The organism is Microbacterium paludicola (assembly GCF_039529675.1).
GTDB lineage: Bacteria > Actinomycetota > Actinomycetes > Actinomycetales > Microbacteriaceae > Microbacterium > Microbacterium paludicola.
The window spans coordinates 28,847-51,018 of the sequence record NZ_BAAANG010000001.1; the positions used below are offsets into that span (position 1 = coordinate 28,847).

Below are 22,172 nucleotides of genomic sequence, written 5' to 3' on the forward strand. Positions count from 1 at the left end.
CGGATCACCATGACGACCTACACGGCGGCGACCGAGCTCACGTTCCGCATCCGAACCACCCGCTTCGACGAGGAGTACTCCCCGTCGTCCGGCTCGCGGATCACCACGAACTTCGCCAACCTCGCCCGCGGCGAGAACCGGCGCGAGAACCTCCGCGGTGCGCTGACGATGATCGACCGCCGCTTCAACGACCTCGCCGACTGGGACAACCCGGAGCGAGACCGGTACACCGTCGAGCTCGAGATCGTCTCCGTCGACCTTCACCTCGATGCAGAGAACGGCGGCCCCGGCTTCCCCCTCATCGAGATCCTGGACGTGCAGATCCTCGACAAGTCGACCGGACGGCGCATCCCCGGCATCGCGGGCAACAATTTCTCGTCCTACGTGCGCGACTACGACTTCAGCGTGGTGCTGCCCGCGCACAAGGCGAGCGGCGCCGCCGGAATCCCGAGCGACTTCGGCGATCTGCACGGCAAGCTCTTCCAGCACTTCCTCGCCTCGGACGCGTACCGCGAGCGCTTCTCCCAGCCGCCGGTGATCTGCATCAGCGTGTCGACGAGCCGGACGTACACGCGGCTCGACAACCGCCACCCGGTGCTGGGCGTGGAGTACCAGCAGGACGCGTTCTCGCTGACCGACGAGTACTTCGCACGGATGGGCCTGCAGGTGCGCTACTTCATGCCCCGCGGGTCGGTCGCGCCGCTGGCGTTCTACCACCGGGGCGACCTTCTCAACGACTACTCCGACCTGGCGCTCATCGGCACCATCAGCACGATGGAGGCGTTCCAGAAGATCTACCGCCCCGAGATCTACAACGCCAACTCCGCGGCCGGCCACGTGTACCGGCCGAGCCTGCAGGATCAGGATCACTCGGTGACGGGCATCGCATACGACCGCGAGGAGCGCAGCCAGCTCGCCGTCACGCAGGGCCGGCTCACCGACGAGCAGTTCATGACGCCCTATCGGCGCGTGCTCGACGAGTGGGCCGCGGCCCACTGACCTGGCCGCCAGAGACACGAAAGACACATCGATGAACTCCCTTCTGCCCACCGCCATCGTCGGCAGCCTGCCGAAGCCCGCCTGGCTCGCGGAGCCCGAGAAGCTCTGGTCTCCGTGGAGGCTCGAGGGCGCGGCCCTCGTCGAAGGCAAGCACGACGCGCTGGCGCTGGCGGCTGACGAACAGCGCCTGGCGGGCCTCGACATCATCGCGGACGGCGAGCAGACCCGGCAGCACTTCGTCACGACGTTCATCGAGCACCTGCGCGGCGTCGACTTCGAGCATCGCGAGACGGTGCGGATCCGCGACCGCTACGACGCGAGCGTGCCCACGGTCGTGGGCGCGGTGAGTCGTGAGAGGCCGGTCTTCGTGGAGGATGCGCGGGCGCTGCGCGCGGAGACGAACCAGCCGATCAAATGGGCGCTCCCCGGCCCGATGACCATGATCGACACGCTGGCGGACAAGCACTACGGCAGCCGGGAGAAGCTCGCGCGCGAGTTCGCGAAGATCCTGAACCAGGAGGCGAAGGAGCTCGAGGCGGCGGGCGTCGACATCATCCAGTTCGATGAGCCCGCGTTCAACGTGTTCTTCGACGACGTCAGGGAGTGGGGCGTCGAGGTGCTCGAGCTCGCCGCCGAAGGGCTGCGTGCCGAGACCGTCGTGCACATCTGCTACGGCTACGGGATCAAGGCCAACACCGACTGGAAGGCGACGCTCGGATCCGAGTGGCGCCAGTACGAGGAATCGTTCCCGCTCCTGCAGCGCTCGTCGATCGACACGGTCTCCCTCGAGCGCCACAACTCCCGCGTGCCCGTCGATCTCATCGAGCTGCTGCGCGGGAAGAGGGTGATGGTCGGCGCCATCGACGTCGCGACGAACGAGATCGAGACCGCAGAGGAGGTCGCCGCCACGCTCCGCGACGTGCTGCGGTTCGTCGACGCGGACAAGCTGATCGCGAGCACGAACTGCGGCATGGCGCCCCTGCCGCGCACGGTCGCGCGCGAGAAGATGGCCGCCCTCTCCGCCGGAGCGGCGATCGTCAGGGCTGAGCTGGCGCGAACGAGCGCCTCCCTCGATTCGACGGTCGGCCAGCACGTCTGAGGTCCCGAGGACGCGTGCCTGGACCGCGACGCCCGAGCGGACACCGCCTCGTCGTCACTGGAAGTCGTTGACCGGGGCCATATCGGCGAAGCGCGAGAAGTGGCCCTGGAAGGCGACCTCGATCGTCGCGGTGGGGCCGTTTCGGTGCTTGGCGACGATCAGATCGGCCTCGCCGGGGCGGGTGTCCTTGTCGTAGACCGAGTCGCGGTGAAGCAGGATCACCATGTCGGCGTCCTGCTCGATCGATCCCGACTCACGCAGGTCGCTGACCTGGGGGCGCTTGTCGGTGCGCTGCTCGGAGCCACGGTTCAGCTGCGACAGCGCGATGACCGGCACCTGCAGCTCCTTCGCGAGCAGCTTCAGCGCGCGCGAGAACTCGCTGACCTCCTGCTGACGCGACTCGACCTTCTTGCCGCTCGTCATGAGCTGGAGGTAGTCGATGATGACCATCTTCAGGCCGGCGCGCTGCTTGAGCCGGCGGCACTTCGCGCGGATCTCCACCAGGGTCATGTTCGGGCTGTCGTCGATGAACAGCGGCGCCTCATGGATGCGGCCGCGCGTCTGGGCGATGTTCGTCCAGTCACGGGAGTCGAGGGTTCCCTTGCGGATGTTCTGCAGCGGGATCGCCCCCTCGGCGCTGAGGAGACGCATCGCGATCTCGGCCTTGCCCATCTCGAGCGAGAAGAACACGGCGGGCATGTTGTGCTTGATCGCGGCGGCGCGCGCGAAGTCGAGCGCGAGAGTCGACTTTCCCATGGCGGGTCGGGCGGCGACGACGATCATCTGCCCGCCGTGAAGGCCGTTCGTGAGTTCGTCGAGCTCGCCGAAGCCGGTGGGAACGCCGGTCATGCCGCCGTCTCGGCCGCCCGCGGCCTCGATCTCCTCCATCGCCGCGTCGACCGCGATCGACAGCGGCACGTAGTCCTCGGTGCGCTCGCTGCCCGTGACGCTGTAGATCTCGGCCTGCGCGTTGTTGACGAGATCGACCGCCTCGCCCTCGCCCGAATACCCCATCTGCACGATGCGCGTGCCGGCCTCGACAAGGCGGCGCAGCAGCGCGCGCTCGGCGACGATGTTCGCGTAGTAGCCCGCGTTCGCCGCGGTCGGAACGATCGACGTGAGCGAGTGGAGGTAGTCGGCGCCGCCGGCCCGCTGCAGGTCGCCGGTCTTGATCAGCTCGTCGGTGACGGCGACGACGTCGGTCGGCTCGCCGTGGGAGTACAGCGACAGCACTGCCTCGAAGATGAGCTCGTGCTTGGGGATGTAGAAGTCGTTTCCCCGCAGCGACTCGATGACATCGGCGACGGCGTCCTTCGACAGCAGCATGCCGCCGAGCGTCGACTGCTCGGCGAGGAGGTCGTGAGGGGGCGTGCGCTCGTGCTCGCGGCGGCCGCCCATCCGCTCGTCGGTGATATCGGCGATCGACACGTGGACTTCCTTCCTGCTGCTCGGGACGCGGGTTCGGGCACGCATCCGCGCTGACGATCCGACCTCAGACGGGGAACGGGGTGGGCCGGATCAGACCCGCCCGGCAAGGTAAGCAGAGGCCTCCGACATCCGCCCGTTCACCGTAGGGTCGCCATTCTCCCCAAGCAAACCCGCCTGTGGATAACTCTGTGGAGACACTGCGGAAACCGCCGACACGGGTGTGGAAACCGTCTGTGGAGAAACGCGACGCGCCCGACGGCTTCAATGTTTTATTTCGCACCTGACCAGGCATTTCGGATTCCCACAGCCTGTGGATGACGTTGTGATTAAACAAGCGCTTGAAGGTTCGCGCGACGCGCCGTGGGTGTGAAGAACTCCGGGGGGATCTCGCACCCCCGCGACCCGATATGTCAAGGGCCGGTGAACGGGATATGACCACAAAGAATGTCCGGATGCCCCTGTGCCGGAGCACATCCCCGGGTACCGCCGGCATGCCCGACGGGCAGGCCACGCCACCGCACAGCCGCCGAGGTCGCACCCGCCGTCTGAGCGACGCCCGCACCCCACGCACGACGAAAGCGGGGCGGATCCAGAAGGATCCGCCCCGCTTCGACAGCGTCGGGGAGACGCTTACTTCTTGAGCGCGACGACCTGCAGCGCGATGACTGCGGTGACGTCGTCGTGCAGACGCACGACGGCCTCGTGGTCGCCCACCGTCTTGATGGCGGCGGGGATGGTGATCTTGCGCTTGTCCAGCGAGCCGAGGCCGGCAGCGGACACCGCGTCGGCGATGTCCCCGGTCTTGACCGAGCCGAAGAGGCGACCCTCGGCGCCCGCCTTGACGGCGAGCTTGACCTTGGCGGCCTCGATGGTGTTCTTCAGGGCGACGGCCTCGTCGTGCGTCGCGATGGCGCGAGCCTCGCGAGCGGCACGGATCGACGCGACCTGCTTCTCGCCGCCGCGCGTCCACGCGGTGGCGAAGCCCTGGGGGATGAGGTAGTTGCGGGCGTACCCGTCCTTGACCTCGACGACGTCACCGGCGGAACCCAGGCCGTCGACCTCAGAAGTGAGAATCAGCTTTGCCATGAGTGCTCCTTAGCGGCCAGCGCCGGCGTAGGGCAGGAGCGCCATCTCGCGCGCGTTCTTGATCGCCTTCGCGATCAGACGCTGCTCCTGCACCGACACACCGGTGATACGACGGGCGCGGATCTTGCCGCGCTCCGAGATGAACTTGCGAAGGGTGGCGACATCCTTGTAATCGATGAGGCCGACCCGGATCGACTTCGCGGGAGCGGCGTTCTTCGCGCCCTTCCGCGGCTTGCGGCGGTCGCCGCTCGACTTTCCAGCCATTGTGCTTCCTTTGATGGTTTCTGCGTTTCGACTCGCTTCGCTCGCTCGACGACCGAGTGAGCGGAGAGCGGGTCGGCAACGCAAGAGATTCAGAACGGGGTGTCGTCTCCGAACGACCCCGGGGTGCTCCATGCGTCGGCGCTCGTCTGCGACCCGGGGGTCGACCACGGCTCCTCCGAGACCTGCTGGCGCGGCTGTCCGCCGCCGCCGAACTGGCCCTGGCCACCGCCGCCGCCCTGGCCGCCCGCGGCGCGGGTGACCTGTGCGGTGGCGTAACGCAGCGACGGCCCGATCTCATCGATCTCGAGCTCGATCGAGGTGCGCTTCTGGCCCTCACGGTCCTCGTAGGAGCGCTGACGGAGACGGCCCTGCGCGATGACGCGCATGCCCTTCGTCAGCGAGCCTGCGACGTGCTCGGCGAATTCGCGCCACACGCTGGCCCGCAGGAAGAGAGCCTCGCCGTCCTTCCACTCGCCGGACGCGCGATCGAAATTGCGCGGCGTCGAGGCGATCGTGAAGTTCGCCACGGGCAGCCCGTTCTGCGTGTAACGCAGCTCGGGGTCGGCCGTGAGGTTCCCCACAACGGTGATGACGGTTTCGCCGGCCATGGGACTTAGGCCTTCGCCGCCGTCTTGCGAGCCGCGCGAGCCTCGGCGCGCTTCGCCTCCGAAGCGACCATCGCGATGGCCTCCTCGGCGCGCAGCACCTTGGTGCGCATGATCTGCTCGTTGAGGCCGAGCTGGCGGTCCAGCTCCTGGGTGGCCTCGCTGGTCGCGGTGAAGTTGACGACGGCGTAGATGCCCTCGTTCTTCTTCTGGATCTCGTAGGCGAGACGGCGCTTGCCCCAGATGTCGATGTTCTCGATGGTGCCACCGTTGTCGGTGATCACCGTGAGGAACTTGTCGACGATCGCGGGAACCTGGCGCTCGTCGATCTCCGGCTGCAGGATGGCCATGAGCTCGTACTGGTGCGTCACTTACCCACCTCCTTCGGACTTGATCGGCTGCCGGGCATTTCCCGACAGCAGGAGGGTGTGTTGCACGTCATGCGGGCGAGCGCGAGCGCGCGCGGATCCGCACAACCTGGACAGCATAGCGGATCAGGCTGGCACGCCCCCTCAGCCGGATCGACGCCGGCGATGCGCGGCTCTCGGACGATCCGGCCTCCCGCGCTACCGTGACAGCGTGAGCATCCCGTCGAGCCCGCCCCCGCGCACGTTCCCGTTCGAGGCGCGCCCGCTTCTCGAGCCGGTGGACAAGCGCGAGGCGCAGCGCTTCCACGAGGAGCTGAAGCGACGCTTCCCCGCGGCGCGGATGAGCGCGGTCACGATCGTCTTCCTGGTGATCGCCGGAGTCGTCTTCCTCGGCGCGCTGCTCCCGATCGTGATCTCGGTCGCGGCGATCGCGGTGACGACCTCGGCCGACAGCGGCGGGTTCGGTCTGCTGCCGCTGCTGCCGGTCCTGTTCATCGTCGGGGTGGTCGGGCTGCTCGTGTTCGTCCTCGTGCGCGCGAACCTCGCCAGGACGAAGGAGCGACGGTACCGCCTCGACCGGTTCGCGCGCGCGAACGCGATGACGTATCGCCCGACGCTTCCCGCCCCGAAGCTGCCCGGCATGATCTTCAACCGGGGAAGCGGACCGACAGCAAGCGACCTGCTCCGCGGCGAGCACCCGCGGTTCGTCGAGTTCGCGAACTACCAGTACACGACCGGGTCGGGCAAGGAGCAGACGACGCACCGCTGGGGCTACGTGGCGATCCACATCGGCACTCCCCTGCCGCACATCGTGCTCGACGCGGTGGGCAACAACGCGCTGTTCGGATCGAACCTGCCCACGCAATTCGCCAAGGCCCAGCGCCTGAGCCTGGAAGGCGACTTCGACCGCTACTTCACGCTGTACTGCCCCGAGGGGTACGAGCGCGACGCGCTCTATCTCTTCACCCCGGATGTGATGGCGCGCTTCATCGACCACGCCGCGCAGCTGGACGTCGAGATCGTCGACGAGTGGCTGTTCCTCTACACGGGGCGCCCCGTCGTCACACTGGATCCCGGCACCTGGGCGTGGCTGTTCTCCGCCGTGTCGGCGCTGATGGACAAGCTCGCCCAGTGGCAGCGCTGGCGTGACGACCGGCTCGCCGCGGAGGCGCAGGCGTGGGCGCAGCGCGATGCCCGGGCCGTCGCTCCGGCCGCAGCCGCGGCGGGCGCGGCGCCGGTTTCGGCGCCCTTCCCGTTCCACACGACGGCGAGCGCCGCGCCTCCCCCGCCGACCGACTGGCTCGGCCCGAAGGGGGTCGCCCAGCCGGGGCGCCGGCTGAAGGGCGGGGTTCCCTGGGCCCTGATCATCGGCGGCGGCATCCTGCTGCTCGTCCTCGTCGGCCCGATGCTCCTCGGCCTCGCCGGGATGCTCGTCTCGCTCGCTCCCTAGCGGCGGCGCGGGACGCCCGGTCGCCCGGGAGAGAAGCGTCAGGGTCCGGATGTCCTCCCCCGAGGCATCCGGACCCCGCGCGGTCGGAAATCGGGCTCCGTTGACCGCACAGCCTGACGCGGAAACCCCCCGGTAACCGCGCCTGACGACGTCTTCACTTGAAGAGACGCGGAAGGGCCGGATCGGTTACGCGACTTCCGGAAGTTTTTTCAGATCTCTTCCGGATCCGGCCCGGGATGCCCCTCGAACGGGCGCAGGATGCGGTCGAGGAAGCGGCGGGTGCGCTCGTTCTGCGGGTTGCGGAAGATCTGCTCCGCCGGTCCGCGCTCGGCGACGACGCCGCCGTCGAGGAACAGCACCTCGTCGGCGACCTCCCGCGCGAACTGCAGCTCGTGCGTGACGACGACCATGGTCCAGCCCTCGTCGGCGAGCTCCTTCATCACGACGAGCACCTCTCCCACGAGTTCGGGGTCGAGCGCCGAGGTCGGCTCGTCGAACAGCAGCAGGTCGGGCCGCAGCGCCAGGGCGCGGACGATGCCGACCCGCTGCTGCTGACCGCCGGAGAGCTCGTGCGGGTAGGCGTCGCGCTTCGCAGCGAGGCCGACGCGGTCGAGCAGCTCCTCGGCGCGGGCGATCGCCTCCGCGCGCGGCTCGCGCTGAACCGTCACGGGCCCCTCGATCACGTTCTGGATGACCGTGCGGTGCGGGAAGAGGTTGTGGTGCTGGAACACCATGGCGGAGCGATCCCGGATGGCGAAGCGCTCGGGCTTGGCGAGGCCGCGCGCGAAGTCGACCTCGGGCCCGCCGTCGAACGCGAGCGTCCCGGCGTCCGGGGTCTCGAGGCCGTTCAGCGAGCGCAGCACGGTCGTCTTGCCGGATCCGCTCGCGCCGATCAGGGCGACCACCTCGCCGCGCCGCACCTCGAGGTCGATCCCCTTCAGCACCTCGTGGTCGCCGAAGCTCTTGCGCAGGCCGCGGACGGTCAGCAGCGTGTCGCCGATCGTGTGCTCAGTGCGCGACATAGCGATCCAGCCTCTTCTCGATCCGATCCTGCGCGAACGCCAGCACCGTGCAGAACATCCAGTAGATGAGCGCCGCCTCGAGATAGATCGTCATGAACTCGAACGTGACCGACGCGATCTTCTGCGCCTCCTTGAACATCTCCGTGACCAGGATCACCGAGACGAGCGACGTGTCCTTCACGAGCGAGATGAACGTGTTCGACAGCGGCGGCACGCTCACGCGGGCGGCCTGCGGCAGGATGATCCGCCGCAGGGTCGTGACGTTCGACATGCCGACCGTGTACCCGGCCTCCCACTGCCCCTTCGGCACCGACAGGATCGCGGCACGCACGACCTCGGCCGCGTAGCCGCCGACGTTCAGGGACAGCGCGATGATCGCGCTCGGCCACGAGTCGAGCGTGACCCCGAGCGAGGGGAGGCCGTAGAAGATCACAAAGATCTGCACCAGCAGCGGAGTGCCGCGGATGGCCGAGACGTACGCCCGCCCGATCCACGACAGCGCGCGGTTGGGCGACAGCCGCAGCAGCGCGATGCCGATCGCGATGGCCATGCCGAGCGCGAACGACGCCAGCGCGAGCGGGATCGTGGCCGTGAGCCCGCCCCGCAGCAGCGGCCAGAACGAGTCGACGATCAGCTGCCAGTCCATCCGGCTCCCTTCCTCCCCCGAGCATGTCCCACTTCGCGCCGCTTACAGAACGACCGTGTCCCACTTGATGCCGGAATCACGCGCGGATTCCGGCACGAAGTGGGACACGGCCCGCGGCGGGAGGATTACTTCGAGACGTCCTCGCCGAAGAACTGCTCGCCCAGCTCGGCGAGCGTGCCGTCCTCGGCCAGCTCGGCCAGGGCGCCGTCGATCGCCTCGGCGAGCTCGGCGTTCTCCTTCGTGAACACGAAGGCCATCTCGCCGGCCTCGGGCGTCTCGGCCGCGATCTTGATCGGCGCGTCCGGGTGCTGCTTGGCGTAGTCGAGGAACGTCAGCTTGTCGTTGATCGTCGCGTCGATGCGGCCCTGCTCGAGCAGCGCGATCGACTGCGCCCAGCCCTCGACCGCCTGCACGTCCGCGCCCGACTCCTCGGCCAGCGCGCCCCAGTTGCTCGACATCGACTGCGCGGTGGTCTTGCCCTCGAGGTCGTCGAACGACGTGATGTCGGTGTTGTCCTCGGGCACCACGATCACGCCGGGCGACACCGTGTACGGCGTCGAGAAGGCGTACTTCGCCTTGCGCTCGTCGTTGATCGTGACCTGGTTCGCGATCGTCTCGAAGCGACCGGCGTCGAGGCCCGCGAAGATCGCGTCCCACTGCGTCTCCTCGAACTGCACCTCGACGCCCAGCTTCTCGCCGACGGCCTTGGCGACCTCGACGTCGTAGCCGGTGAGCTCGCCCGCGCCGTCCTCGTGGTAGCTGAAGGGAGGGTAGGTGCCCTCGGTCGCGACGATCAGCGTGCCGTCGGCGAGCGCGGCGGGTCCCTCGGCGGCCGGGCCCTCGGCGGCGGGCTGCGAGCAGCCGGCGAGCGCGAGAAGCGCGACGGATGCGGCGGCGACGGTGGTGATGCGGGTGAGGCGCATGGATGGATCCTTCGTGAGGAGAGAGGTCGGGCGACAGGCCCGATCATCTAGCTCAGCACGCGGGCCCAGGAGTTGTCGAACCCGGGAGACGCCGTGTTTCTTCCCCCGGCGGGAAACCCTCGGCCGGAACTCAGGCGGTGGCGAGCGGCCCTCACGGCCGAGGGAAGGGGCCGGACCGCACCGAAGAGGGGGCGGCGCTACGCGGTCGGAGCGGCGCGGGCCTCGTCGCGGCGGCGGATGATCTCGCGGCGCACGCGGGACGTCAGCAGCGACGGATCGCCGAGGACGGGCAGCGACGCCCAGTCGTCGGGGTCGTCGACGCCGAGCGCCGCGAGGTACGCGCCGGCGCGCGCCGCGGGAGTGCCGCCGCGCAGCCCGAGCGCCGCCATGAGGGCCGAGGGCTGCGCCGCGCCCGCCGGGGCGAACGCGTCGTTCGCGGTGCCGGCGATCCACACGATCGCCGCCGCGGCGAGCTCGGGCTTTCCCTTCGCGAACAGCCGCGGGTCGGTCTCCACCAGCAGGTCGGCGATCCGCGTGGCCGCGATCGCGAGCTCGGGATCCTCGAACAGCTCGGCGGACGCGCGCTCGACGAGCCCCTGCACCGCATCGAGGCCGCGACGGACTCGGTCGTCCAGCCCGCGGTGATCCGGCACAACGCGGGTCATCGGCACGGCGTCGAGGGCGTCGAGGTGCCGGCGCCCGCCGACCCGGGCCGCGAGCACCGAGAGCGCGCCGCCGTCCTCGGCCGGCGCCTCGTCGTCGAACTCGAGCAGGTCGAGCAGGGTGTCGGCGAGCTCGTCGACCGTCTCGAGCGATCGCGCGGTCAGCCCGGCCGGCACCCCCGCGCGGGCGTGGCCCTCATCGATCAGCGCGCGCAGCGCCGCAAGCACGCCCTCCGGATCGGCCTCGGTGGCCTCGTCGAACGGCAGGATCTCGATCAGCAGCGCCTCGACGAACGTGTCGCTCCAGATCCGCGGATCCCCGGCGCCGCTGTGCTCGCGGTTGAGGGAGATCAGAAGGCGTGCGTGCGCCTCGCCCTCGGGAAGCCGCCCGGCGACGGCCGCGACGAGCTCGTCGTCCAGGGCGGCATCCGCACCGGCCCGGGCGAAGCCGGATCCGCCCTCGGGCAGCGTCCGCAGCAGCCACGCGAGCAGCGGGCGCGACGCGGGCCAGGTCGCCGTCACCAGCGGCGGCTCCAGCGCCAGGTCCTCGGCCATCGCCTGCTCGACGCGCGCGCGGGCATCGGCGGCGGAGATCTCCACCCTCGGGTACTCGTCGGCGTCGACGCCCCTGCTCCCCGCGGCGAGCGCGGCAGGGAGGGTCTCGGGCGCGATGAACGCGTCGCCGAGGACGCCGCCGCCGTCGCGGTCGATGAAGACCGTCGCGGTCGCGGGCGTGCCATCCGCGAGCGTCGCGCCGATGAGGATCGTCGCGTCGGCGCCGAGCACGTGGTCGAAGGCGGCGACGCTGGTGACGTCCGCCGCGTCCGGGGAGTCAAGCCAGGCCGGCAGGCTGCGCCAGCGGCCGCCCACCTCCGACCGGATGCGCTCCGCGAGAGCGGTGTCGCCCGATCCGGCGCCGTCGAGCAGGATCGCCATGGCCAGCAGCAGCGCGTCGCTCTGCCGCACGGCGTCGGCGAGCGTGCGGTCGACCATCTCGGCGAGGGTCGGCATCCCGCTCACGGGGTTCCCCTCGCCGTCGAGGGGGCGTCGCAGCATCTCGAGCACGGTGCTCGCATAGGCGAGCAGGTCGAACGCGTCTCCCCGGAGCGCCTCGTCGACGTTGCGGATGAGATCGAGGTCGCGGCGGGGCATTGTTCGAGGGTATCCGGCGGCTCCTGAGTGGCCGGGCGATATGCCGCGCGCGGATAGACTTGGTTCCCGTCCGGCCAGCCGCCTGAGGAGCCACCGCGTGACCACCCCCACGATCGACACCGTCGCCAACGCGGCCGCAACGCCCGAGCGCGAGCAGCCCTTCGAGGCGCTGGGTCTGAAGCCCGACGAGTACGCGAAGATCCGCGAGATCCTCGGCCGCCGCCCCACCTCGGGCGAGCTGGCGATGTACTCCGTGATGTGGTCGGAGCACTGCTCCTACAAGTCGAGCAAGATCTACCTGCGCCGCTTCGGCGAGAAGGTCTCCGACGAGATGAAGAAGCGCCTTATGGTCGGCATGGGCCAGAACGCGGGCGTCGTCGACGTGGGCGAGGGCTGGGCGGTGACCTTCAAGGTCGAGTCGCACAACCACCCGTCCTACATCGAGCCGTTCCAGGGCGCCGCGACCGGCGTCGGCGGCATCGTGCGCGACATCATCTCGATGGGCGCCCGCCCGGTCGCCGTGATGGACCAGCTGCGCTTCGGCGCCATCGACCACCCCGACACCGCGCGCGTCGTGCACGGCGTCGTCTCGGGGATCTCGTCGTACGGAAACTGCCTCGGCCTGCCGAACATCGGCGGCGAGACGGTCTTCGACTCGGTCTACCAGGCGAACCCGCTCGTCAACGCGCTCGCGGTCGGCGTGATGCGCCACGAGGACATCCGCCTCGCCAACGCCACCGGCGCCGGCAACAAGGTCGTGCTGTTCGGCGCCCGCACGGGCGGCGACGGCATCGGCGGCGCGTCCATCCTTGCCTCCGACACCTTCGCCGACGGCGGCCCCACGAAGCGGCCCGCGGTGCAGGTGGGCGACCCGTTCGCCGAGAAGGTGCTCATCGAGTGCTGCCTCGAGCTGTACAAGGGCGACCTCGTCGAGGCGATCCAGGACCTCGGCGCCGCCGGCATCTCCTGCGCGACGAGCGAGCTCGCCGCCAACGGCGGATCCGGGATGAACGTCGAGCTCACGAACGTGCTGCTGCGCGACCCCTCGCTCACCGCCGAGGAGATCCTCATGAGCGAGTCGCAGGAGCGCATGATGGCCATCGTCTCTCCCGAGAAGCTCGACGCGTTCCTCGAGGTCGTGAAGAAGTGGGATGTCGAGACCAGCGTGCTCGGCGAGGTCACCGGCGACGGCCGTCTCGTCATCACCTGGAACGGCGAGACCATCGTCGACGTCGACCCCTCGACCGTCGCGGTCGACGGCCCGGTCTACGAGCGCCCCGTCGCCTACCCGACCTGGATCGACGCGCTGCAGGCAGACTCGGCCGCGTCGCTCGAGCGCCCCACCGAGGGCGGCGAGATCCTGGATCAGCTGAAGAAGCTCACCGCGTCGCCGAACCTCGCCGATGCAAGCTGGATCACCAACCAGTACGACTACTACGTGCTCGGCAACACCGCCCTCGCCTTCCCCGACGACGCCGGCATGATCCGCGTCGACGAGGAATCGGGCCTCGGCGTCTCGATCGCCACCGACGCGAACGGCCGCTACTGCCAGCTCGACCCGTACGCGGGCGCGCAGCTGGCCCTCGCGGAGGCGTACCGCAACGTCGCCGTCACCGGCGCGATGCCCACCGCCGTCACCGACTGCCTGAACTTCGGCTCCCCCGAGAACCCCGAGGTCATGTGGCAGTTCTCGCAGGCCGTCGACGGCCTGTCGGACGCGTGCCTCGAGCTCGGCGTGCCGGTCACGGGCGGCAACGTGTCGTTCTACAACCAGACGGGCGACACCCCGATCCACCCGACCCCGGTCGTCGGCGTGCTCGGCATCATCGACGACGTCTCGCGCCGCATCCCGAGCGGATGGCAGGACGCGGGCGAGAACATCTACCTGCTCGGCACCACGGACCTCGAGCTCGACGGATCGGCGTGGGCCGGCACCATCCACGGTCACCTCGGCGGACGCCCACCGAAGGTCGACCTCGCCGCCGAGCGCCGCCTCGCCGGGCTCATCCAGGCCGCGAAGGACGAGATGCTCGTCTCGAGCGCGCACGACCTGTCGGAGGGCGGCCTCGCCCAGTCGCTCGTCGACGCGGTGCTGCGCTTCGGCGTCGGCGCCCGCGTGTGGCTGCGCGAGCTCATGGAGCGCGACGGCGTCGACGCCGCGACCGCCCTGTTCTCGGAGTCGACGGGCCGCGTCATCGTGACGGTTCCCCGCGAGGAGGACGTGAAGTTCCGCGGCCTGTGCGCGGGCCGCGGCTACCCGGTGCTGCGCATCGGCGTGACCGACGCGGGTTCGGTCGAGGATGGGCCCGCGCTCGAGGTGACCGACCTGTTCACGGTGCCGGTCGCCGAGCTCCGCGCCCTGTCGACGGGCACGCTTCCCGCCGCCTTCGGGCCGACCGTCGCCGAGCCGGTCGCGGTCTGAGATGACGGATCCCGGCGTGCACATCAACCACTCGGAGCTCGAGCCCGACGGCGAGGCCTCGGACCACTGGAACGAGCGCCGCAACCGCCGGATCCGCGCGGTCGCGTGGGTCGTCATCGGCGCGCTGCTCGTCACGGGCGGCGGGGCGACAGTGCTCGCCCTGCTGTTCGGCTGATGTTCGGCCGCCGCGCGGAGCCCCCGCTGCCGACGCAGCCCTGGGCAGGCGCGGGCACGACGGCCGAGGCGGTGACGGTCGAGCTGCCGGTGCTGTTCGGCCGCAAGCCCGTCGGCTGCGTGCGCTTCGCCGAGGGCGAGACCTTCCGCGCCGACGACATCCGCGACGCCGTCGCCGGACGCGCGCGCATTCTCGAGACCGTGGGCGGCGATCCCGTCGCGTTCCTGTTCCGCGCCGACGCCCCCTCCCCGGACTCATCGATCGCGCCGCTCGCGGCGGGGCAGGATCCCGATGCGTGGCTGCTCGCGCACACGACGGGGTATGACGGGGCCGCCGCATTGAGCACGGTGCTCAGCCCGACGGAGTTCGCGGCCCTCGGCGCCTGGCTCGGCGCACAGTCAGCGGCCTAGAGTCTGAGCGTGGGCGAGATCATCGGAGCGATCGGCGACTTCATCGGCGCCAACTGGTGGCTCTGGTTCGTCTTCGGAGGCTCGATCGTCGGCGGCGTCCGAGGCATCCAGTCGTGGTCCGCGCGCGCGGCGAAGCGCCGTCACAAGCGCCGCCTCGAGATCATCCGCGCGAAGGCCGAGGCGAAGGCGCTTGCGGCGGCCGCGCTTCCGGCCGGTGTGGAGGAGGCGGACAAGCGCACGCGCGCCGACCGCCTCAAACGACTTATGGACGCGCACGACGACGTCACGCGGCGCTGGCTCGAATACGAACTCGACGTCGCGAAGCTCATCGCGTTCCCGACGATGAGCGACGGGCGCGAGGCCCTCACGGCGGCGTTCCTGCGCGCGAAGAAGGTCGCCGACGGGCTGCGTCCCGCATCCCCCGACGCCCGGATCGATGCCGAGGCGCTGTCCGAGTACCGCGACGCCGTGCACGACTACGAGGTCGCCTTCGACGTCGCCGAGCAGGATGCCCGCCGCGTGCGCGACAGCGGATTCACCGAGGCGGAGCGCAAGCGCCTCGAGCGCGCGCGGCAGCTGCTGCAGGTCGCGGTGGATCGGTCCGCCACGGCGGCAGAGCGGCAGATCGCGTACAAGCGCGTGCGCGACGAGCTCGACGGGCTCATCGCCGTCTCCGACGAGGCGATCGAGGTGCTCGAGCAGAAGGTCGCCGCGCCGCTCGAGCAGCGCCGCCCGCCCGAGCCCGCCTGACCCGCCGCCGCTGCGGGTCGCCGAGCAGGCATCTGTCCCGCGAGCGGGCATACGCGCGCGTACCTGATCGCGGTGGCGATGCCTGCTCGGCGACGGAGCGTCGGATGTTCCCCCTAGCGTTGACCTGATGTCCGAGATGCTGCCTCCCGATCCCTCCCTCCCCGACGATCGGGCGGGGGCGCGGACGAGCGCATCCGGGCTTCCCGCGTGGCGCCGGCTCGACTGGCGGCGCCTGCGGGGCGTCGCGTCGTTCCTGGCGATCGTGCTGCTTGTCGCCGGCGCGACCGGGCAGGCGGCCGGAACCGTCATCGCGGGCCGCCTCTCGGGAGACCCCACGGTCGACGCGCTGATCCTCTTCGCCCTGTGCGTGGTCGGCGGCGCGATCGTCGACAGCGTCGGCCAGGTGCTGTGGGCCGGCGTCGTCGACCGCGCCGAGGGACGCCTGCGCGGCGACCTGCTGACGGCGGCGATGAGCCAGCCGCTCGCGGTGCTGTCGGAGCAGGCGGTCGGCGAGGTCATGGACCGGGTGGATGACGACACCCGCGCGGTCGGATCCCTCGTGCGGCGCCAGCTCTGGGGAGTCGGGCGCACCCTCGCGGGCGTCCTGCCGCTGTGGATCGTCGCGAGCATCACCTGGTGGCCCGCCTGGTTCATGTTCCCGGTGCTCGGCGTTGTGGTCGCGCTGGTGTCGCGGCCGCTGCTGCGCGAGATCGCGCGGCGCAAGGTCGTCGAGGAGGAGGCCTGGACGGATCACGCCGCCGCCTTCGAGGAGGCCGTCGCGGCGCGCAACGACCTGCGCACGAGCCTCGGCCAGGCGTTCGCCGTGCGTCGCCTCGCGCAGATCTCCGCGGTCGTCCACGCCCGGCTGCGGGCCCTCACGGGGCTCGAGATGCGCCTCATCTATCGCGCGGAGGTGCTGCTTCACGCGCTGCTGGGCGGCGTCGCCGTCACGGGCGCCGTGCTCGCGTTCGGCGGCAGCCTGCCCGTGCAGCAGCTCGTCACGCTGTTCCTGGCGACCGCGCTGCTCGTCGGATCCGTGTCGAACCTCGTCCACCACCTGCCCGACATCCAGGAGGGGATCGGCGCGCTGATCCGCATCCGGCAGATGCTCGAGGTCGAGCCCGAGCCTGTCGGCGGCCTCGACGTTCCCGCGGGCCCCGTCGCCCTCGAGGTGCGCGGGCTCGACTTCGCGTACGAGGAGGGCGCCTTCGCCCTGGCGGACGTGTCGCTCGAGGTCCCCGCCGGGCAGACCGTAGCACTCGTCGGGCGCACCGGATCGGGCAAGTCGACGCTCGCGGCGCTCGTCTCCCGGGCGCAGGAACCGCCGCCCGGCACCGTGTTCCTCGGCGGCGTGGATGTGCGCGACCTCGACCTGCAGAAGCTGCGCGCGACGGTCGGCGTCGTGACGCAGCGCACCGAGATCCTCTCGGGAACCCTTGCCGAGAACATCGCCCTGTTCTCGCCCGTCGACCGGGGCGAGATCGAGGCCGCGGTCGTCGAGCTCGGCATCGCCGACTGGGTCGCAGGCCTGCCCGACGGCCTCGACACCGCGCTGGGACCCGGCGGCACCGCGCTGTCCGCGGGCGAGGAGCAGCTCGTCGCCTTCGCGCGGCTGCTCGTGCGTCACGTCCAGGTCGTTGTGCTGGACGAGGCGACCGCGCGCATGGATCCGCTCACCGAGGCGCGCGTCGTCGCCGCCTCCGAACGTCTGCTCACCGGCCGGACGGGAGTGCTCGTCGCCCACCGCCTCACGACGATCGAGCGGGCTGACCTCGTCGCCGTGCTCGACCACGGGCGGGTCGTGCAGCAGGGACCGCGCACGACGCTCGCGGTGGCCGACGGGCCGTTCCGCCGCCTCCAGGAGGCCGCCGCCTCGGACGGCGTGATCGACGACGCGGTGCCATCCGACGCCGTGCCATCCGGCGACGCGGATGGGCCCGGCCAGGCGTTCCCCGCGCAGGAGGCGCCGGCGGACGACCCCGTGGCCGACGTCGCCGCGGGCGTCGGCACACGCCGGCGCACCGGAACACCGCCCGACCTCCCCGAGCCGGGCGACGGGCCGTCGCTCGCGCGCGGCATCCTGCATGTGCTGTTCGTGCGGCCGCAATGGGGTGTCGTGGGCGCCGCGCTGTTCCTCGTGGCCTCGCTCGCCTCGGCGCAGGGAGCGCTGACCGGGTTCCTGTGGGGTCGGACGGTCGAGGCGCTCCAGGCGGGCGACCTGCCGTGGGGCCTGCTCGCCGCGCTTGTGCTGCTGGTGCTGATCAGCCCCCTCGCGCTCGGGCGGGCGATCTACCTCTACCCGAGCTGGTGGATCGAGAACCTGCTGCGGGTTCGCATGCGGGTCATGTACGGCCAGACGCGGCAGCACCGGCTGCCGACGACCCCGGCGGGCGAGATCGTCGCCCGTGCGATGGATGCCGACCGCTACGTCATGTACGCCGACCGCTGGGTCGACTTCGTCAACGGCCTGATCATCGCGGCCGTCACGGCCCTCGTCTCGCGGTCCTGGCTCGCGGGCGGCGTGCTGCTCGCGGTGATGGTCGTCTCGGCGCTCGCGGCCGCGCTCGGCCGGCCGATCGCCGGACGGTCGGCGACGCGCTCCTCCGCCGCCCGCGCGCGGTTCGGCCGTTCGCTGGTCTCCGCGCTCGATGCGGCCCGCACCGTCAAGCTCGCCGCCCGCACCCCCGAGGTGCACAGGCACCTGCAGGAGGTCGACAGCGGCCGTGTGCGCGCGGCGATCTTCGAGCACCGCGTCCAGGCGGTGCTCGACGGCGTGCCGATCGTCACGCTCCACCTCGGCGCCGTGGCCGCGTGGGCGGCGTTCCTCACGGACATCTGGAACCTCGCGACCACCCTCCTCGTCGCGAACGCCGTGACCGGCTTCGGCTGGTTCGGCGTCGTCGCGGGCGCCGTCGTCACCGAGGCGCCGGGCACGCGCAGCTGGCAGCAGGCCACCGCGCGCTTCGCGGGCGGCGTGGATCTCGTCGACCCGGTCCCGGGCGTCGACCTCGTCGCCGGCACCGCGCCCGAGCCTCCCGCCGTGCGACGGGAGCCGCTCGAGACCCTCGAACTCGCCGGCGTCACCGCCGTGCACGACGACGGAACCCTCGGAGTCAGCGGCGTCGACCTCACGGTCCGGCGGGGCGAGCTCATCCTGCTGCTCGGGCAGGTGGGATCCGGCAAGTCGAGCCTGCTCGCCGCGCTCGCGGGACTCATGGAGCACACGGGCCGGATCCGGTGGAACGGCACCGACATCGCCGACGCGCAGGCGTTCCTGCGACCCGGCCAGGTGGCGCACGTCGCCCAGGTCCCCCGCGTGCTCAGCGGCACCTTCGCCGACAACGTGCGCCTCGACCACGAGCGCGACGTCGAGGGACCGATCGACGGCGCCCGGCTCGGCCAGGATGTGTCGGAGGCGGGCGGCGCGCACGCGCTCGTCGGGCACCGCGGCGTGCGGCTCTCTGGTGGGCAGGTGCAGCGCCTCGCCCTCGCCCGGGCGCTCGCCACCGACGCCGAGCTGCTGCTCGCCGACGACGTCTCCTCGGCGCTCGACGCCCGCACCGAGATCGAGCTCTGGCAGGCGCTCCGCGACCGCGGTACGACCGTCATCGGCGCCACCTCGAAGCGGGCCGCCCTGGCCCGCGCGGATCGGGTCGTCGTGCTGTCCGACGGAGCCGTCGCGGCCGTGGGCCCCTGGCGCGACCTCGCCCCGCGGTGGAGCCACCTCGCCGGCTGACCCCGAACCCGCTCCTTCTCGCCCACCCCGCAGCCGTTGTCGTGCGAGCCCGGCGACTTCGACATCCGGCCGCCTCTTGAGATCTCTTCGCCCCGGGCTGTCGAATCGACGGGAGCGCGTTCGTCGCTCTGATGAGGATCGCCGCCGGGGCGACCGACAGGAGGCAGGATCATGGCGCAGTACGCGATCGTCGTGTGGGGTCCGAGCGAGAGCCGCCCTCACGGCGGCTACGGCGACGAGCAGACCCAGCGCGACACGATGGCGGCGATCCGGGCGTTCAACGACCGGCTCCGCGAGGCGGGCAACCTCGTCTTCGTCGGCGGGCTCGAGGGATCCGAGGCGACGACCGTCGCGGATGCGCGCGGTGCGGAGCCCGTGATCTCGGACGGGCCCTACATCGATGCGAAGGAGGGGATGAACGGCCTCTGGATCATCGAGGCGTCCGACCTCGACGAGGCGCTCGGCATCGCGACCGAGGCGTCGCGCGCGTGCGACAGGCCGCTCGAGGTCCGTCCGTTCGCGGGCGCATGAGCGACGCCGCCGCCGAGGTCGCCCGGATCCATCGCGAGGAGTGGGCGCGGATCGTGGCGGGCCTCGCGCGGCGCTACGGAGACCTCGACCTCGCCGAGGAGACGGCCGCCGAGGCCTTCGCCACGGCCGTCGAGCGCTGGCCCGTCGACGGCGTGCCGCCGAACCCGGGCGGGTGGATCACCACCACGGCCCACCGCAAGGCGATCGACCGGCTGCGCCGCGAGGCGCGTCGCCACGACAAGCACCACGAGGCTCTTATGCTCCAGGACGACTCCCCGCCCAACCCGGTCGGAGCCGTCGAGGACGACCGGCTGCGTCTTGTGTTCACCTGCTGCCATCCCGCCCTGTCGATGGAGGCCCGCGTCGCATTGACGCTCCGTATCGTCGGCGGACTCACTGTGCCGGAGATCGCTCACGCCTTCCTCGTCCAGGAGACGACGATGGGCCAGCGGATCAGCCGCGCCAAGGCGAAGATCAAGGCAGCCCGTATCCCGTATCGCGTTCCCGAGCGGGAGGACCTCCCCGGTCGCGTGGCGGGCGTGCTGGCCGTGCTCTACCTGATCTTCAACGAGGGCTACCTCGCGTCCGGCGAGCAGTCGGATCCGATCCGGCGCGACCTGACCGGGGAGGCGATCCGGCTCACCCGGCTCATGCGGGAACTGCTTCCGGAGGGATCCGGCGAGCACGGCGAGGCGACAGGGCTGCTGGCGCTCATGCTGTTGACCGAGGCGCGCGCCGCGGCGCGGGTCTCGGCCGACGGGGAGCTCGTGCGCCTCGACGAGCAGGATCGCGGCGCCTGGGACCGCGCGCTCCTCGAGGAGGGGCTGGCGCTGGTCCGCGACCGGATGAACGCCGCACGCGGCGCGCACAGCCCCGGCCGGTACGAGCTGCTCGCGGCGATCAACGCCGTGCACGTGTCGGCGCCGGACGCCCGCGACACCGACTGGTCGCAGATCGTGGCGCTCTACGGCCTGCTCGAGCGGATCGATCCCAACCCGATCGTGACGCTCAACAAGGCGATCGCGGTCGCCGAATTCGACTCCCCCGAGGTCGGCCTGGCGCTCGCCGAGCGCCTCGCCGACCGGCTCGAGGGCTACCACGCGTTCCACACGACGCGCGCCGAGCTGCTGCGCCGGCTGGGCCGCTCCGGCGACGCGCGCGCCGCCTACGACCGGGCGATCGAACTGGCGGGGAACACCGCCGAGGTCGCCCACCTCATCCGTCGCCGCGGTCAGCTCGCGGCGCAGCACGACACCCCCACGAATGGAGAAGCATCATGACCAGCAAGTACCTCGTGCTCCACATGACCGACTCGACCGGATCGCGCCTGGAGCGCGAGGAGGACAAGCGCATGCTCGAGAGCTGGGCCGGCGAGGGGGAGGCCGCGGGAATCCTCGGCCCGGGGGCTCCGGTCGCCGGGCCCGAGCAGGCGAAGTCCGTCGCCGTGCGCGACGGGCGGACGCTGATCACCGACGGCCCGTTCCCCGAGTTCAAGGAGTGGTTCGCCGGCTACGACCTCATCGAGGCCGACTCGATCGATGAGGCCGCCGCCTACATGTCGAAGCACCCGACGGCGGTCTCGGGCCGGATGTACATCCTTCCCGTCGTCCGCCTCCCCTGGGAGGAGGAGTCGTGAGCACCGGGATGCCGCCGGTCGCCGATCAGGCGACCTGGCAGCGGGCGCGCGACGAGCTGCTGCTGCGCGAGAAGGCCCACACCCACGAGGGCGATGCGATCGCGGCCGCCCGCCGGCGCCTGCCGATGGTCGAGATCGACGCCTCGGTCGAGGTCACCGGGCCCGACGGTCCCGTCCCGTTCGTCTCGCTGTTCGACGGCAGGGACGAGCTCGTCGTCTACAAGCACATGTGGCACGACGGCGCTCCGCATCAGGGGCAGTGCGAGGGGTGCACGGTGTCGGCCTGGCACCTGCGCGACGCGGTCTACCTGAACGCGCGGGGAGTGTCCTTCGCCATCCTGTGCGAGGGCCCGTGGGACGAGATCGCGCCGTTCCTGGGGTTCATGGGCTACACGCAGCCCTGGTACTCGGTGCGCGGGCTCGGCTGGCCGATCGGCGGCGAGATGGGCCACTTCACCGTGTTCCTCCGGCGGGGCGACCGGGTGTTCCTGACGTACGACACGACGGGGAGGGGCACAGAGATCGCGGATGGCCAGCTGCAGCTTCTCGACCTGACCCCGTACGGGCGCGGCGAGGCGTGGGAGGAGGTTCCGGACGGCTGGCCCGAGGGACGGGAGGCCTGCTGGTACTGGCGCACCGACGACACCGGAGCGGGCGGAGGCACCCCGACGAGCCGGCCCGCTCCGCAGTGGACGCGGCCGGGCGCGGATCCGGTGACGACGCTCGGCCGGCACGCGCATCACCACTGACGCGATGCACCGCGGACGGAAGAAGCGCGGAGGGGCAGGGCCGTCCATCCGCGGTGCTA

21 protein-coding genes are annotated in these 22,172 nt (G+C 71.0%); 12 read left to right on the plus strand and 9 right to left on the minus strand.

Features of this window, described 5'->3' with window-relative positions; translation table 11 throughout:
* Positions 1-9: 9 nt before the first annotated feature.
* Positions 10-999, plus strand: coding sequence for a DUF1852 domain-containing protein (locus ABD161_RS00135; RefSeq protein ID WP_343998544.1), 990 nt, complete (start codon positions 10-12; stop codon positions 997-999).
* Positions 1,000-1,030: 31 nt separating this feature from the next.
* Positions 1,031-2,098 (plus strand): methionine synthase, encoded by a 1,068-nt coding sequence (locus ABD161_RS00140; protein WP_343998546.1) that lies wholly within the window; start codon positions 1,031-1,033, stop codon positions 2,096-2,098.
* A 54-nt stretch (positions 2,099-2,152) separates the two neighbouring features.
* Here ABD161_RS00140 and dnaB read toward each other — a convergent pair whose 3' ends face one another.
* The 5 genes from dnaB to rpsF form a co-directional block, all read right to left on the minus strand.
* Complete coding sequence (dnaB, locus tag ABD161_RS00145; RefSeq protein WP_135114550.1) at positions 2,153-3,496, minus strand: replicative DNA helicase; 1,344 nt, start codon at positions 3,494-3,496, stop codon at positions 2,153-2,155.
* A gap of 660 nt (positions 3,497-4,156) precedes the next feature.
* Positions 4,157-4,612, minus strand: coding sequence for a 50S ribosomal protein L9 (rplI, locus tag ABD161_RS00150; protein ID WP_135114532.1), 456 nt, complete (start codon positions 4,610-4,612; stop codon positions 4,157-4,159).
* Positions 4,613-4,621: 9 nt separating this feature from the next.
* A complete protein-coding gene (gene rpsR / locus ABD161_RS00155) occupies positions 4,622-4,876 on the minus strand; it encodes a 30S ribosomal protein S18 (RefSeq protein ID WP_055987764.1) in 255 nt (84 codons plus the stop codon).
* Between the two features lie 89 nt (positions 4,877-4,965).
* Entirely contained in the window at positions 4,966-5,484 is a 519-nt protein-coding gene (locus tag ABD161_RS00160; RefSeq protein ID WP_135114531.1) for a single-stranded DNA-binding protein, read from the minus strand.
* 5 nt (positions 5,485-5,489) lie between these two features.
* Positions 5,490-5,852, minus strand: coding sequence for a 30S ribosomal protein S6 (gene rpsF, locus ABD161_RS00165; protein ID WP_135114530.1), 363 nt, complete (start codon positions 5,850-5,852; stop codon positions 5,490-5,492).
* A gap of 208 nt (positions 5,853-6,060) precedes the next feature.
* Here rpsF and ABD161_RS00170 point away from each other — a divergent pair, with 208 nt between their 5' ends.
* Positions 6,061-7,299, plus strand: a complete 1,239-nt coding sequence (locus tag ABD161_RS00170; protein WP_343998554.1) for a hypothetical protein — start codon at positions 6,061-6,063, stop codon at positions 7,297-7,299.
* A gap of 209 nt (positions 7,300-7,508) precedes the next feature.
* Here ABD161_RS00170 and ABD161_RS00175 read toward each other — a convergent pair whose 3' ends face one another.
* The 4 genes from ABD161_RS00175 to ABD161_RS00190 form a co-directional block, all read right to left on the minus strand.
* Positions 7,509-8,321, minus strand: coding sequence for an amino acid ABC transporter ATP-binding protein (locus tag ABD161_RS00175; RefSeq protein WP_343998556.1), 813 nt, complete (start codon positions 8,319-8,321; stop codon positions 7,509-7,511).
* Positions 8,308-8,967: an amino acid ABC transporter permease gene (locus ABD161_RS00180; protein ID WP_343998558.1), complete on the minus strand. Its 660-nt coding sequence runs from the start codon at positions 8,965-8,967 to the stop codon at positions 8,308-8,310. The genes ABD161_RS00175 and ABD161_RS00180 overlap by 14 nt, the downstream gene beginning before the upstream one ends.
* A 125-nt stretch (positions 8,968-9,092) precedes the next feature.
* Positions 9,093-9,890, minus strand: coding sequence for an amino acid ABC transporter substrate-binding protein (locus tag ABD161_RS00185; RefSeq protein ID WP_343998560.1), 798 nt, complete (start codon positions 9,888-9,890; stop codon positions 9,093-9,095).
* A 197-nt stretch (positions 9,891-10,087) separates the two neighbouring features.
* Positions 10,088-11,704, minus strand: coding sequence for a DUF6398 domain-containing protein (locus ABD161_RS00190; protein ID WP_343998562.1), 1,617 nt, complete (start codon positions 11,702-11,704; stop codon positions 10,088-10,090).
* A 40-nt stretch (positions 11,705-11,744) separates the two neighbouring features.
* Between ABD161_RS00190 and purL the strand changes: the two genes are divergently transcribed.
* The 9 genes from purL (at position 11,745) to ABD161_RS00235 (ending at position 22,113) form a co-directional block, all read left to right on the plus strand.
* On the plus strand, positions 11,745-14,126 hold the full coding sequence (purL, locus tag ABD161_RS00195; protein WP_425560727.1) for a phosphoribosylformylglycinamidine synthase subunit PurL: 2,382 nt from the start codon (positions 11,745-11,747) through the stop codon (positions 14,124-14,126).
* A 16-nt stretch (positions 14,127-14,142) separates the two neighbouring features.
* Positions 14,143-14,301 (plus strand): hypothetical protein, encoded by a 159-nt coding sequence (locus tag ABD161_RS00200; RefSeq protein WP_343998566.1) that lies wholly within the window; start codon positions 14,143-14,145, stop codon positions 14,299-14,301.
* Positions 14,301-14,711 carry a hypothetical protein gene (locus tag ABD161_RS00205; RefSeq protein WP_343998568.1) on the plus strand — a complete coding sequence of 137 codons (411 nt, stop codon included), beginning with the start codon at positions 14,301-14,303 and terminating at the stop codon, positions 14,709-14,711. Before ABD161_RS00200 ends, ABD161_RS00205 begins: the two co-directional genes overlap by 1 nt.
* Before the next feature lie 9 nt (positions 14,712-14,720).
* On the plus strand, positions 14,721-15,461 hold the full coding sequence (locus ABD161_RS00210; RefSeq protein WP_343998570.1) for a hypothetical protein: 741 nt from the start codon (positions 14,721-14,723) through the stop codon (positions 15,459-15,461).
* Positions 15,462-15,588: 127 nt separating this feature from the next.
* Positions 15,589-19,197: an ATP-binding cassette domain-containing protein gene (locus tag ABD161_RS00215; protein ID WP_343998572.1), complete on the plus strand. Its 3,609-nt coding sequence runs from the start codon at positions 15,589-15,591 to the stop codon at positions 19,195-19,197.
* Between the two features lie 171 nt (positions 19,198-19,368).
* Entirely contained in the window at positions 19,369-19,728 is a 360-nt protein-coding gene (locus ABD161_RS00220; protein ID WP_343998574.1) for a YciI family protein, read from the plus strand.
* Entirely contained in the window at positions 19,725-21,008 is a 1,284-nt protein-coding gene (locus ABD161_RS00225; RefSeq protein ID WP_343998576.1) for an RNA polymerase sigma factor, read from the plus strand. The genes ABD161_RS00220 and ABD161_RS00225 overlap by 4 nt, the downstream gene beginning before the upstream one ends.
* Positions 21,005-21,364 (plus strand): YciI family protein, encoded by a 360-nt coding sequence (locus tag ABD161_RS00230; RefSeq protein ID WP_343998578.1) that lies wholly within the window; start codon positions 21,005-21,007, stop codon positions 21,362-21,364. The genes ABD161_RS00225 and ABD161_RS00230 overlap by 4 nt, the downstream gene beginning before the upstream one ends.
* Complete coding sequence (locus tag ABD161_RS00235; protein ID WP_343998580.1) at positions 21,361-22,113, plus strand: DUF899 family protein; 753 nt, start codon at positions 21,361-21,363, stop codon at positions 22,111-22,113. Before ABD161_RS00230 ends, ABD161_RS00235 begins: the two co-directional genes overlap by 4 nt.
* Positions 22,114-22,172 lie beyond the last annotated feature (59 nt).